At 71.9% G+C, this 13,656-nt stretch carries 9 protein-coding genes and 1 pseudogene; 6 read left to right on the forward strand and 4 right to left on the reverse strand.

Annotated elements, in window-relative coordinates; translation table 11 throughout:
- The first annotated feature begins 401 nt into the window (after nt 1–401).
- From ACLU3S_RS06815 to ACLU3S_RS06825, 3 genes are all read left to right on the forward strand, one after another.
- Nucleotides 402–1,031: a LysE family transporter gene (locus tag ACLU3S_RS06815; protein WP_413950835.1), complete on the forward strand. Its 630-nt coding sequence runs from the start codon at nt 402–404 to the stop codon at nt 1,029–1,031.
- A gap of 90 nt (nt 1,032–1,121) precedes the next feature.
- Entirely contained in the window at nt 1,122–1,730 is a 609-nt protein-coding gene (locus ACLU3S_RS06820; protein WP_413950836.1) for a TetR/AcrR family transcriptional regulator, read from the forward strand.
- Between the two features lie 434 nt (nt 1,731–2,164).
- The gene (locus ACLU3S_RS06825; protein WP_413950837.1) at nt 2,165–3,151 is read left to right on the forward strand and encodes a zinc-dependent alcohol dehydrogenase family protein; all 987 of its coding nucleotides are present in this window, start codon (nt 2,165–2,167) and stop codon (nt 3,149–3,151) included.
- A 127-nt stretch (nt 3,152–3,278) separates the two neighbouring features.
- Here the strand turns inward: ACLU3S_RS06825 and ACLU3S_RS06830 are convergent, their stop codons facing one another.
- The 3 genes from ACLU3S_RS06830 to ACLU3S_RS06840 all read right to left on the reverse strand — a co-directional run bounded on the left by ACLU3S_RS06830 (nt 3,279) and on the right by ACLU3S_RS06840 (nt 6,350).
- Entirely contained in the window at nt 3,279–4,202 is a 924-nt protein-coding gene (locus ACLU3S_RS06830) for an AraC family transcriptional regulator (protein ID WP_413950838.1), read from the reverse strand.
- Between the two features lie 280 nt (nt 4,203–4,482).
- Nucleotides 4,483–6,039, reverse strand: coding sequence for a helix-turn-helix domain-containing protein (locus ACLU3S_RS06835; protein WP_413950839.1), 1,557 nt, complete (start codon nt 6,037–6,039; stop codon nt 4,483–4,485).
- Nucleotides 6,036–6,350 (reverse strand): helix-turn-helix domain-containing protein, encoded by a 315-nt coding sequence (locus tag ACLU3S_RS06840; protein WP_413950840.1) that lies wholly within the window; start codon nt 6,348–6,350, stop codon nt 6,036–6,038. The genes ACLU3S_RS06835 and ACLU3S_RS06840 overlap by 4 nt, the downstream gene beginning before the upstream one ends.
- Nucleotides 6,351–6,901: 551 nt before the next feature.
- Here ACLU3S_RS06840 and ACLU3S_RS06845 point away from each other — a divergent pair.
- Nucleotides 6,902–11,002 (forward strand): discoidin domain-containing protein, encoded by a 4,101-nt coding sequence (locus ACLU3S_RS06845; RefSeq protein ID WP_413950841.1) that lies wholly within the window; start codon nt 6,902–6,904, stop codon nt 11,000–11,002.
- 54 nt (nt 11,003–11,056) lie between these two features.
- Nucleotides 11,057–11,173 (forward strand): annotated as a pseudogene (locus tag ACLU3S_RS06850) (aldehyde dehydrogenase family protein); the annotation flags it as partial.
- Nucleotides 11,174–11,244: 71 nt separating this feature from the next.
- On the opposite strand, the gene ACLU3S_RS06855 reads toward ACLU3S_RS06850, so the two are convergent.
- The gene (locus ACLU3S_RS06855) at nt 11,245–12,687 is read right to left on the reverse strand and encodes a carboxypeptidase regulatory-like domain-containing protein (RefSeq protein WP_413950842.1); all 1,443 of its coding nucleotides are present in this window, start codon (nt 12,685–12,687) and stop codon (nt 11,245–11,247) included.
- A gap of 150 nt (nt 12,688–12,837) precedes the next feature.
- Between ACLU3S_RS06855 and ACLU3S_RS06860 the strand changes: the two genes are divergently transcribed.
- Nucleotides 12,838–13,446 carry a TetR/AcrR family transcriptional regulator gene (locus ACLU3S_RS06860; protein WP_413950843.1) on the forward strand — a complete coding sequence of 203 codons (609 nt, stop codon included), beginning with the start codon at nt 12,838–12,840 and terminating at the stop codon, nt 13,444–13,446.
- The last annotated feature ends 210 nt before the right edge of the window (nt 13,447–13,656 follow it).

The raw sequence follows: 13,656 nt of genomic DNA on the forward strand, positions 1-13,656 counted from the left end.
CGCCGGGCGGCAGTGGCGGCGTGCGGGGGCGAACCGCCGCACGCCGCCGAATGGCCGTTGCCCGCGGAACAGTCGTACCCGCAGCACGGACGTCCGTCCTGGAGCCGAAGCCGGCATGCCACTCGGCTGGGGGATGCCCTGCGGAATCCGGCCCCACCAGGACCTCGACGCCCAATGCGCTTCAGCCACTCTTTACTGCCGTCCTCACAGAACCACGCGGTCGACCGGGCCCGGAATGCGCCGGCGTCCCGGGTCCATGCGTGAACGTCCGACGAGTCGCGCGGAAGAAACGCGCGCCGCGTGCCGTCGTCAAGTCGCCTGCCGCGGTGCCCCGTTCGCCTGTCCGGTACGTCACGCGCCTTGCGGGAATATCCGGTCGCGCACCGGGTGCTCAGGCAGGCATGCCCCTGTCTTCGATTGCAGCGCTTCTGGCCATCTGGGTCCTCGCACTCGCCAGCCCCGGACCGGACTTCCTGGCCGTCACCCACGCCGCGATGTCACGGTCACGACGCGACGCCATGTGGGTGGGACTCGGCGTGACGAGCGCGAACGCCCTGTGGATCTTCTCCAGTCTCGCCGGTGTGACCGTCCTCCTCACGCGCGTACAGGCCGTGTACGAGGTCATCCGCATCGCCGGCGCGCTCTACCTTCTGTATCTGAGCGTTCAGATGCTGCGTTCGCTGCGGCGCAGGGGCGAGGCCGCACCCACGGCCGTCGCCGGAGCCGGACATCGCTCACCGGTGGTCGCGTGGCGTTCGGGTGCCCTGACCAACCTGGGCAATCCCAAGGCCGCCGTCTTCTTCACCAGCGTGTTCGCGGCGGTCCTGCCCACGCACCTCGACTGGGGCCACCGTGTCGGCGTCGGCCTCGCGCTGGTCCTCGTCGCGGCGACGTGGTTCTCGATCGTGGTCGCCCGGGTGTTCTCCCTGCCCAGGATCGCGGTGGCCTACCGCCGTGCGCGCCGGTACATCGACGGGGTGACCGGAGTGATCTTCGCGGGACTGGCCGTCCGTATCGGCCTGGAGAACTGAAGCTGTCCCTGGACAGGACTGTCTGTACAGTGAGGAGACGTAGGCGGCCCGCGCGGCCGGACGGATCGACGCCGAAGGAGGAGCACTGTCATGACCGTGGATGGCCGGCGGCCTCCCCCGCGTGAACGCATCCTGCTGACGGCGTCGGAGTTGTTCTCCACGCACGGACTGCGCGGGGTGGGCATCGACCGCATCATCGCCGAGTCCGGCGTCGCCAAGTCGACGATGTACGTGCATTTCCCGTCCAAGGACGAACTGGCGGCGGCTTATCTGCGCCGGACCGACGTCTCCTGGCGGGACAAGCTCAGGGCCGCGGCGGAGGCGGCGGGTGAGGATCCGGCGGATCAGCTCGTCGGGCTCTTCGACGCCGTGTCCACGGCCTACCTGGAGCACGGCTTCCATGGGTGTCCCTTCATCAACGCGGCCGCGGAGAGCGACCCGGGCAGCGCTCCGCACGCGGTGACCGTCGCGCACAAACAGGCCGTCCGCTCCTGGGTTCGGGACCTGGCCACGGCGGCCGGTGCGCGGGACCCCGAGCGTCTGGCGCTCCAGCTGACCCTGCTGATCGACGGCACGCTCGCCGCCGGAAAGCTGGAGCAGGACCCGGCCATGCCGATCGCGGCCCGGGCCGCGGCCGCCGAACTCGTCGAGCAGTCCTGCGGCCCGCGTTCCGGGCGGTCCCGGCGCCCGCCGCGCTGACCGGAGCCGCAGCGCTCCCCCGCGGCCCGACCGGCGCTCCCCTGCTGGTGCGCCTTCCGATGGGCCGGACAGGTCTGTCCGATACGAGTCGGCGCCCGGGACGCCGCCGGCCTCGCCCGGCACCTCGGCCTGCTCATCGACGGCGCGCCGGCATCGGGGCGGCTGCTGCAGGGCCGCGCGGTCGTGGACCAGGCGAAGACGGCCGCCCAGCCGCTGGTCGACGCCCACGCCACCGGCGGCTCCCCGGCCTACGAGTGAAGGGGACGCGGCGCTGTCCGTGATCCGCTCCGGTGGCCCCGGCACTCCCCGGCGCCGTACTCGTCCTCTCTTGCCTCCACTAACCGAACGGACTAGTCTGTCCGATTAGTGGAGTCAGGCATGATCGGACCCGCCCGATCTGCGTCTTCAGCAACATTCATCGCAAAGGTGGCACCATGCGTGCAGTAGTCCTGGAAGAGTTCGGCGCGCCGTTGGTGCTCAAGGAGATCGAGAGGCCCGTGGCCGGTCCCGGTCAGGTGCTGGTGCGCATCGAGGCGAGCGGGGTCAACCCTCTCGACCTCAAGATCAGTGCGGGGCAGGCGGCCCACGCCCGACGTACCCTTCCGGCGGTGCTCGGCCTGGACCTGGCCGGCGTGGTCGAGCAGGTGGGTGACGGGGTCACCGGGTTCACCCCCGGCGACGAGGTGTACGGGATGACCGGCGGCGTCGGCGACCTGCAGGGCTCCCTCGCCCAGTACGCGGCGGTCGACGCCCGGCTGCTCGCGCCCAAGCCGAGGTCCCTGGACATGCGCGCGGCGGCCGCGCTGCCCCTGGTGACCATCACCGCGTGGGAGGGCCTGGTCGACAGGGCCCAGGTGCACACGGGTCAGAAGGTGCTCATGCACGGCGGCGCCGGTGGCATCGGTCATGTGGGCATCCAGATCGCCCTCGCACGCGGCGCCGAGGTCTTCGGCACCGGGGCACCGCACAGCCTGAAGGTCATCGAGGAGTTCGGGGCGACCGCCATCGACCGCACCGCCGAGACGCCGCAGGAGTACGTCGAGCGCCTCACCGGCGGCGAGGGCTTCGACATCGTCTACGACACCGTCGGCGGCCCGGTCCTGGACGCGTCCTTCGCCAGCGTGCGCACCTACACCGGGCACGTGCTGAGCGCCCTCGGCTGGGGCACCCACAGCATCGCTCCGCTGTCCTTCCGGGGCGCCACCTACTCCGGGGTCTTCACCCTGGCTCCCATGCTGACCGGCCGCGGCCGCGAGCACCACGGCGAGATCCTGCGCGAGATCACCGCCCTGGTCGACTCCGGCCGCCTCAGGCCGCTGCTGGACCCCCGCCGCTTCGGCCTCTCCGACGTCGCGGAGGCGCACGCCGCGGTGGCGGGCGGCACCGCCACGGGCAAGATCGTCGTCAGCGTCGACCACTAGGTTCCGCCCGACGGCCGTCTCCCGCGCGGCGACGTGGTAGTGACGACGTCCGACTGCGCGTCACGGTCCGGCCGCGGCCGTACAGGTGACGGCGGAGCCCCTCGGCGCCGTCCGCGCGGGGCGAGGGCTACGCCAGGCCGGCCTGCCGGCGGTAGCGGCCGGGGGCCAGGCCGGTGACCCGTTTGAACGCGTGGCTGAAGGCGCTTTCCGAGCCGTAGCCGTACTGCGCGGCGATGGAGGCGATCGTACGGTTCCCGGTGCGCAGTTCACGCGCGGCCGAACGGATCCGCCAGGTGGCCAGGTACTCCAGCGGCGGGGTGCCGACGAGTTCGCTGAAGCGGGCCGCGAAATGGGAGCGCGACATGCCGGCCTTGGCCGCCAGCTCGGCCACCGTCCACGGATGCGCGGGGGCCTCGTGGATGAGCCCCAGCGCCGTTCCGATCGCGGGGTCGGCCAGGGCCGTCAACCACGCCCGCCCCGTGGCCCCTTGAGCGGCGATATGACTGCGCAGCACCTGAACGAGGACGATGTGGGCCAGCCGCTCGACGATCAGGGCACCCCCGACCTCCGCTGCGGCGGTCTCCCGGCGAAGCATGTGCAGGGCGGTCCGGATGGCGCCCGCCTCGTCCGAGGCCGCCGGTACGTGCACGAGGGGCGGCAGCACGTCGACCAGGACCGCCGCGTTGGCGGTGTCCAGGTGGAACCCGCAGCCGACGACGACCGCGTCCGGTTGGCTGCCCGCCGGTGCGACCCGGACGGTGCCGCCTTCGACGAAGCCCGAGAAGACCTCGCTGCTCGGCCGGGCCGGCACCCCGGGGTCGCTGGAGAGACGGTAGGGACGCCCGTTGCCCAGCAGATAGCAGTCGCCGTCGGCGACCCGGACGGGCCGAACTCCCTCGGTCTCCACCCAGCAGGCCCCGCCGAGGACGGCGCCCAGCTTGATGTGCTGGTATCCGGGGAAGGAGATCGCCCATGGGCCTGTGGCCTCCAGCCGCGCGAACTGGGCGCTGCGCATGTCCAGCAGGGCGAGAACGTCGTTCAGGGGATCCATCGGCTTCCTTGCCGGCGTGCGCTGGGCCTCGGCGGCGAGGCGTGCGGAGCGGTGAGCGGGCCGGTTCTCTGCAGGGTCGGGATGCTCGTAAGGCTACCCCCGTGTCACGCGAATACCAAACGGACAGGTCTGTTCGGTCGTCCCTTCCTCCCGCGGTACGCGCGTCCGCGGTGCCGGTGACCGCCGTCACGGTGCGGGCGTGCTCTCCTCGCCGCCTGATGGACTCCGGCCGGGTCACGGGCTCCCCGGAGGCGCCCGAGCCGAAAGGGTGTCCGGTGCGCTACCCGGTGGTGTCCGGCGTGCCGACGGTGTAGACGTCCTTGACCTTGACCTCGGTGACGCCGCGGCCCTCCGGGAACACCGCGCGCCAGTCGCCGATCACGTGCAGCTCGTCGGTGCCCATCGCGCGGACGACCATCAGGCCCTCGTCGTACGCCCGGTGCGCCTTCCACCACAGGTTCACGAAGGCCTGCGAGCGGATCAGGTGCATCCAGTCCGTGCGGTACAGCTCGCGGTTGTAGTTCGACTCCCCCATCGTGGAGACGAACTTGGAGTACATGGCTTTGACGTACTCGAGCGTCACCTCGTCGTCCTGGGCGATCGCCCGCTCCCGGGCGTCCTTCAGCGCGACCCGGAACTTCTCCAGCAGGTTCTCCGTGGCCCCCGAGGTCCAGGACTCGTGGATCTCCGGCGGTTCGCACAGGCCGTACTTCGGGTCGGACAGGCGCAGCAGCAGGCGCAGGGTCGGCTCGGTCACCCACAGCGGGCCGGGCTCGTCCCGGCTGCCGATCGGGTTGGGCAGGTAGGCGTCGTGTTCCCAGACGGGCGGGGTGATCAGGTGCACGCCGGCGCGGCGGCGGTCGTGGTGGTCGCCGGACGAGTGCTCCAGCTGGCCGATCGGCAGGTGCGTCTTCAGGGCGGACAGATACGCGCCGTTGACGTCGAGCGCGGTCACCTCGTGTTCGCCGGGCGGCAGTTCGGCGCGTGACCACTTGGGCCGCGCCTCCCAGATCTGGTCGGCGCCACGGGCGGTCTGCTTGCGCAGGACGTCGGGCAGCCACGGGTGGGCGACGACGTCGTACCGGCCGCCCTTGCGGGTCTCGTCCAGCAGCGCCATCGCATCGGGGATGGCCCGCTTCACCAGCGCGGCGGTCGCCGCTTCGACATCGCCGGAGTGCGCCGCGAGGGCGGCGGCGACGGCGGAGCCGATCACGTCCGGAGTGTCGGCGGTCTTCAGGCGGCGCCCGACGGGCACGACCTTGACGCCGGGCCCCGCGGAGCCGCCCGGTCCTCCGGCGGGCGCCGCCCGACGGGGCGCCCGCTGCAAAGCGGACCTCGCCGGCCGTGCCGGCTCGGGCCCGCGCCGGGTATGCGCGGCCGTGCCGCACTCGGCCGGGTCCAGGTGCTGGGGGAATCCGGCCACCTGGTGCGAGGCGGGCTGCCCGCACAGCACACACGGCTCGCGCGCGGACAGGACCTCGACGTCGTCCGGGCCGCCGTCACCAAAGTCGCGGTCGTCCCGACCGGTCATCTGCTCAGCCTCTGGCGCGACGACGTCCTCGGGTTCCTCCGCCGACACCTCCTCGGCGGCATCGGCGGTCAGCTTGGTCCGCGCTCCCTCGAGGAAGTAGGCGTACTTCTCCCGTACTTCACCGCTCGGCTCCCGTCCGGACTCCCAGCCCCCGACGGTGGACGCGCTGACGTTCAGGACCTGCGCAAGCCGGGCGCGCGAGACGCTCAGCCCCTCGCGCAGGGCGCGCCGCTCCTCGGCGGGCGGCAGCGGGACCTCCTTCCTGGCCCCCGCGAGCAGAGCGTCGATCGCGTCGAAGTCCGTCATCGGTCTCCCCCGTCCTGAACGGCCGCGGGGCGTGCGGGGTTGGCGTGGCGGCCGGGGCCCCGGCGGCGCTCCGGGAGCAGCGACTCCGCGGCTCGGGTCGGTCCCGCGAGGAGATCGAGCACGTCGATACCGTAGTGCGCGGCGACCGCGTCGCAGTCGGACAGGCTCCACGCGGCGGTGCCCGACTGGCGGCGGCTCACCTGCGCCTGGCTCACTCCGAGGGCGCCGGCGAGGTCGGTCTGCGACTCACCGGTCGCATGCAGGAGCGCGGCCACCGCGGACCGCACCCGCTCGTCGAGACTCATGCCCACGACGACGACTCTACCGCCTCGCACTTATGAGTCATGCGTATCCCGCATGACTGGACGGGGGGCGGTGCACACGTGTCCCTGTGCGCGGCGCACCGAGGTGAGCGGCCCGATCGCGTGGCCGCCATGGATCACGGCCCTCGCCCCGCCGTCGTCGTCCGGCCGTGGCCCGGCCACGGCGTCCGGTCCGCACCGCGGCCGCCGCGCGTCGTCGGCATCCGGTCGCATGCGCAACGTGTGGCCGGCCGCCTACGGCGCGCGGCGGCCCGGTCACTCGGCCCGCGGCCACGCACGCTTCCGCCGGTCAGACCCTGTTTCGGCCGGAGTCGAGCACGCCGGCCGGCAGCCTCCCGCCGAACGTTCGCCATGGCCACGATCCGCCGGATCCCGGCCGGTTCCGCACTCACGCCTCGGACAGCCGTCCGCGCAACGGGGGTTGACACGGGGCGCCGGGCGACACAGCCTTTGGCAACGTTGTCATTCCTGCTGCGGCACGGGCACGTGTGGACCGGGCCCCGCTCCGCGCTGCCGTTTTTCGATGGGACGTCATACTCATGACAGATCAGTCGGGCTCGTCGCGTCACCCGTCACGACGGACCCTCATCACCACGGGCACCACCCTGCTGGCCGGCTTCGGTGCCGGTTCCCTGTTTCCCGAGTCGGCCGCCGTCGCGGCACCGGCCGACGCACCGGCGGACGCACCGGTCGAGTCCGCTGCCGCCCCCGGTCAACTGGCGCTCTACCGGCCGGTCTCCGTCTCCTCGACCGCCTACGCCGCCACCCCCGGCTCGTTCGCCGTCGACCGGCTCTCCTCCCCCGGCGTCCGGGGCAGTGGCTGGCGCGCCGAGGACGGCGACCCGCAGTGGGTGGCCGTCGATCTCCAGGCGGCCTGCGACGTCACCCGGGTCCGCCTCACCTTCGAGGCGGACGCCTCCGACCCGGTGTACACGCCGCCCACCAGCGGCAACGTGCACAGCGGCACCACCGGCAAGGAGATCCAGTCGAGCTACTCGCTGGTCTTCGTGGTCGAGACCTCCCTGGACGAGACGTCCTGGTCCACCGTGTACCGCACCACGGCGGGAACCGGTGGCGTGGTCGACATCGAGCTCCCCCGCCCGGTGTCCGCGCGCTGGGTCCGCATGACCTCCCAGAAGCGCTCCAGCCCGCTGCCCCTGGGTCTGAACGGCTTCGAGGTGTACGGCACCGCCCACGGCCACCGCCCCGCGGCGACCGGGTGGACCGACTGGGGCACCCGGCACGGGGAGGCGCCGGCACTGACGGTGGCCGACGACGGAACGGTGCCGGTGGAGTCGGGCTGGCGGCTCACCATGGACGACTGGGCCGGCGCGGACGGCGCGGGCCTGTCGAGAGCGTCCGTCGACACGAGCGCCTGGCTGCCCGCGACCGTGCCCGGCACCGTGCTCGGCTCCCTCGTGGAGCAGGGCAAGCTGCCCGACCCGGTGGCCGGCCTGAACAACCTGCACATACCGGAGGCGCTGTCGCGCCACTCCTGGTGGTACAAGCGTGACTTCGCGCTGCCGCGCGGCCTGCGCACCGGCGCCGGCCGGCATGTCTGGCTGGAGTTCGACGGCGTCAACCACAAGGCCGACGTATGGCTCAACGGCGAGCAGGTGGGCGGCCTGACGTACCCGTTCGCCCGTGCCGCGTTCGACGTCACCCGGCAGCTCACGGCGAGCGGCACGAACGCCCTCGCGGTGAGGATCACGCCGATGCCGGTCCCCGGCAGCCCCGGTGACAAGGGTCCGCAGGGCGAGTCCTGGGTGGACGCCGGCGCACAGCAGATGAACCTCAACTCCCCGACCTATCTGGCGTCCTCGGGCTGGGACTGGATGCCGGCGGTGCGCGACCGCGCGGCGGGCATCTGGAACCACGTCCGGCTGAGATCGACCGGGCACGTGGTCATCGGCGACCCGCGCGTGGACACCGTGCTCCCCGCGCTGCCGGACGTGTCGGTCGCCGAGCTGACCGTGGTCGTCCCGGTGCGCAACGCGGACACCGCCGACCACCAGGCGACGGTCACGGCGGCCTTCGCCGGCGTGCGGGTGTCGAAGACCGTCACCGTGAAGGCCGGCGCCGGCCTCGACGTCGTCTTCGCCCCGGACGCCTTCGGGCAGTTGAGGCTGCACAACCCGAAGCTGTGGTGGCCGAACGGCCTGGGCGAGGCCACCCTGCACGACCTGACGCTCACCGCCTCGGTGGGCGGCCGGGAGAGCGACCGGCGCACCACACGCTTCGGCATCCGCCAGTTCGGTTACGAGTACGACGTGCCGCTCGCGTTCACCGCGTCCGGTGACGCCTGCACCCAGACCGTCACCTTCGACCGGCAGCAGGCCCAGCACGTGCGCATCAGGTGCCTGACCCGCGCCACCTCCTGGGGCAGCTCCCTGTGGACGCTCGCCGTCCTGGACAGCAGCCGGCCGGGCATCGACCTCGCGCTGCACGCCACCGCCGAGGCGTCCAGCACCGACCAGGACGGCAACGGCGCGGCCAACGCCACCGACGGTGACGCCGCCACCCGCTGGTCGTCCGCCTACGAGGACGACCAGTGGATCCGTGTCGACCTCGGCTCCACCCAGTCCTTCGACCGCGTCGACCTCAGCTGGGAGCAGGCGTACGCGAAGACCTTCGTGGTCCAGGTCTCCGCGAACGGCTCGGACTGGACCGACGTGAAGTCCGTGGACAACGGGGCGGTGCCGCTGCCGTTCAACAACGGCAACGCCAGCCTGCAGGTCGAGGACTTCGACCGGCGGACCGCGCGCTACGTCCGCCTCGACTGCGGGCTGCGCAACACCAGTTGGGGCAACTCCCTGTGGTCGTTCGGTGTCGTGGACAGCGGTGACCCGGGTACCGACCTCGCCCTGCACCAGAAGGCCACCGCCTCCACGGAGGACCCCGACCACCCGGCGTCGCACGCCACCGACGGAGACCCCGGGACCCGCTGGTCCTCCGCCTACGAGGACCACCAGTGGATCCAGGTGGACCTCGGCTCCGCACGGACGTTCGACCGCGTCGCCGTCGTCTGGGAGACCGCGTACCCGAAGTCCTACGTGATCCAGGTGTCCGACGACGGCGAGAAGTGGACCGACGTCAAGTCCGTGTCGAACACGCCGGATCCCCTGAAGATCAGCGTCAACGGCGTGCGCGTGCTGGCCCGGGGCGGCAACTGGGGCTGGGACGAGCTGCTGCGCCGGATGCCGGCGGAGCGCATGGACGCGGCGGTGCGCATGCACCGCGACATGAACTTCACCATGATCCGCAACTGGGTCGGCAGCAGCGACCGGGAGGAGTTCTTCGCCGCCTGCGACCGGCACGGCATCCTGGTGTGGAACGACTTCCCCAACGCCTGGGGCATGGACCCGCCGGACCACGAGGCGTTCACCTCCCTCGCCCGCGACACCGTGCTGCGCTACCGCATCCACCCCTGCGTGGTGGTCTGGTGCGGCGCGAACGAGGGCAACCCGCCGGCCGCCGTCGACAAGGGGATGCGCGACGCGGTGGAGCAGCAGGTGCCCGGTCTGCTGTACCAGAACAACTCGGCGGGCGGCATCGTCACGGGCGGCGGCCCCTACGGCTGGGTGGAACCGGAGAAGTACTTCGACCCGATGACGTACGGCAGCCGCGACTTCGGCTTCCACACGGAGATCGGCATGCCCGTCGTCTCCACCGCGGCGAGCACCCGCAGCATGACGGGTGACGAGCCGGAGTGGCCGATACGGGGCGCGTGGTATTACCACGACTGGAGCGAACAGGGCAACCAGGCGCCGCAGAACTACAAGGCGGCCATCGAGGCCCGCCTCGGTGAATCCGGCGACCTGGACGACTTCGCGCGCAAGGCGCAGTTCGTCAACTACGAGAACGCCCGCGCCATGTTCGAGGCGTGGAACGCCAACCTGTGGGACGACGCCTCCGGCCTGATGCTGTGGATGTCCCACCCGGCCTGGCACAGCACGGTCTGGCAGACGTACGACTACGACTTCGACGTCAACGGCACCTACTTCGGCGCCCGTTCGGGCTGCGAACCGCTGCATGTGCAGGCCGATCCGGTGAAGTGGCAGGTCATCGCGGTGAACCACACCTCGGCCGACCTGCACGGCGCCACGGTCACCGCCCGGCTTCACGATCTGTCCGGCCGGCAACTCGGCACGAGCCGCTCGGCACGGGTGGACGTGTCCCGGGCGGCCACCGCCGACGCGTTCGCCGCCGCGTGGACGGACGACCTTCCGGACCTGCACCTGCTGCGGCTGACCCTGGAGGACTCCCGGGGCCGGGAGTTGTCGCGCAACACCTACTGGCGCTACCGCGAGGCGGCCGCAATGCGGGGCCTGAACCAGGTGAAGCAGGTGAAGCTGACGGGGGCGATCACCCGGGTGTCCCGCGCCCTCGACCGCCGGGAGCTGACGGCGGTCGTGCGCAACCAGGGATCCGCAGTGGCCGCCATGGTCCGCCTCTCGCTGCTGGAGGACCCGCACGGCCGCCGGGTGCTGCCGACGCTGTACAGCGACAACTACCTGTGGCTGCTGCCCGGCGAGTCCCGGACGGTCCGGCTGTCCTGGCCGGCGGCCGCATGCTCGTCACGCCACCCGGTGCTGACGGCGCAGGCGTACAACAGCCCGGTCGCCACACTGCGCGGCTGAGGCACCTCATGCCTTCGGCCCCGGCCCTGCGCCGGGGCCGAAGGCGTCAGCGCCGCCCGCCCGGTCACCGGCGGGCCGCAGGCCCCCGAGGGCCTCGACCGGGGCGACTACGTCACCCCGACCGTCTTCGCCGATGTCGGCAACGCCATGCGCATCGCCCAGGAAGAGATCACGCGCAACCGCTCCTGCCGCTTCCGCCGGACGGGGCCGCCGTCCGGCAGGTCACCAGGCCGTCGTACCGGCTACGACGGCGTGGTCATCGCGTGCTTCGGCTTGGCGTGCCGGCCTTGCGCCCGACCGTGCAGGGTGAAGTCCGCGCGAGCCGTCATCCCGGTCTGCAGCAGTGCCCGGTGCACCACCGGATGCAGGCTGGCCGCCGAGACCACGATGCTGACGGGCCCCTCGTGGAGGCCGGTCACGGCATAGTCGCCGCTGGCGTTGGTCACGCTGCGCGTGAGCTGGCGACCGTGTGCGTCGACGATGGTCACCGCGGCGCCGCGCACCGCGCCTCCCTCGGCGTCCTGGATGCGTCCGGTCAGGACGGCCACCGGCTGGCCGAAGTGGTGCGCGTGCACCGGGAGGGCCGCCGGCTTGGGCGCCTCCAGCGAGGGGTCCTCGACCGGGGGCTCCTCGATGAACTCCGTCTCCTCGTCGTCCTCGTAGTCCTCGTAGTCCTCGTAGTCCTCGTCCGCCTGGGCCTCCGCGGCCAGCGCCATGGCCTTGCGCCTGCGCAGCCAGAAGTCCAGGCTCATCAGGGCGAGCCCTGCCGCGAACCAGGCGCACAGCACCAGGACGGGCTTGAGCACGCCGGCTCCGTCGAAGTAGAAGATGCCCCGGAGCGCGTCGATCGCGTTGGCCAGCGGCATGACCTGGTGGAGGTCCTGGAAGAACGTCGGCAGCATCGAGGCGGGCACGGCGCCGCCGCTGCTCGGGATGCTCATGACGATGAACAGGCCCATGGCCACGGCCGGGAAGAACTGCCGGGCGAACGGGGCAAGTCCGGAGGCGGCCGTCGCCACCGCCGTGGTGAGCAGGAAGGAGACGGCCATCGCCACGGGCTTGTCGGGGATGTAGCCGAGCCCCACGCCGACGTAGTAGCCGATGAGGCTGTAGGCGGCTGCCACGCCCATGATGGTGAGGAGCTTCTTGCGCCGGTTCAAGGTCACCGCGCGCAGCAGTGTGGTCGCGAGCACGTAGGCCGGGACGCTCCAGGGCAGCGCGAAGTACAGCAGGGTGGTGCCGAGCTTGTCCTTGCTCTCGGTGGGCGCCACATCGCTGACGGTGAGGTGCCGGTGGCTCTTCGCGGCGACCTGGGTGAACACCTGGCTGAGGGTCTGCTCCAGTACGGCGCCGTTCGCCTTGGCCACGTACAGCACCGGCTTGCGCCTGTCTCCGGCGAAGCCGGCCACCGTGTCCCGGTCGAGCACCGACTGCCGTGCCGCATGGTCGTCGGTGACCGCGGTGACGTCGAACCCGCCGGGCAGCTTGGTGCTCAGCACGCTGTCGACCCGCTCGGCCACCGCGGGATCGGCCACCGCGACCTTCACGTGGTTCGGCTGCGGTGCGTGCAGCGCGGGCGCGAAGAGGAACAGCATGCCCAGGAACAGGCAGACCGGGAACCACAGGGCTTCGGCCAGGGTCAAGGCCATCGACCGGCCGTTGGATCGTTCTATCCGTTCCGCCACGGGAACTCCCTTTTCCTTGCGGACGACCGGAGCCTGTCTTGCCCGGCGCATGGCACAGAACAGCCATCCTAATACTTTTTTGCAGCACTGCATTTTTGCACTACTGTATTGATCGTCCCGGTCGTCAGCTCATGGGGGTGAGCCGAGCACATGAAGACCAACCGCCCGGAGGGGTTGCGCGACCGCAAGAAGCGGGCGACGCGGCGGGCGCTGCAGAGTTCCGCGCTGGCCCTCTTCCGCCGCCACGGTCCGGAGGCCGTCACGGTGGAGAGCATCTGCGCCGACGCCGACGTCTCCCCGCGCACCTTCTTCAACTACTTCTCCACCAAGGACGAGGCCGCCTTCGTGCTGGAGGAGGGGGCACCTGAGCTGATCGAGGAACGGATCGTCGCCCGCCCCCCGGAGGAGACCCCGCTGGAGGCGATCTGCGCCGTTGTCGTCGAGCGGCTGAGCGAGCTCGCCAACGGCAGGATCTGGGTGGAGCGCATGCTCCTGCTGCGCGAACGCCCCGAGCTGCTGCCCCGCGTCGTGCTGACCAACCGCGCCGTGGAGGACGCGGTGACCAGGGCGGTGGCGGCCCGCACCGGCCTGCCGGAGAACGACCTCTACGTCCGGACCACCGCGGCGGCGGTCTTCGCCACCCTGCAGGCCGCCATCAGCTGCTGGCAGCCCGACGCCGGGCCGGACGCCGTCACCCTGGTCAGCCAGGCCGCGGACCTGCTGAGCCGCGGGTTGCCGACTCCCCCACGGGCCGGCTGAGCGCGCGGGGGCGGATCCCCGCAGGGCGTCCTGTGCGGCTTTCCCCGAGCCCGGTCCGCGACTGCGCGCGGCTCGCCGGCGCGGATGAGGGATCGGTGCGGGCTCGTCGTCGTACAGCCGTCGGCCCGGTGCCCGCGCTAACGTGGCATCACCACCGGCGTCGGCCACCTGTCCGCAGGTGGAGCGCGCCGGCGGACGGCACGGACGGGA

This window comes from Streptomyces sp. AF1A (genome assembly GCF_047340315.1).
Classification (GTDB): domain Bacteria; phylum Actinomycetota; class Actinomycetes; order Streptomycetales; family Streptomycetaceae; genus Streptomyces.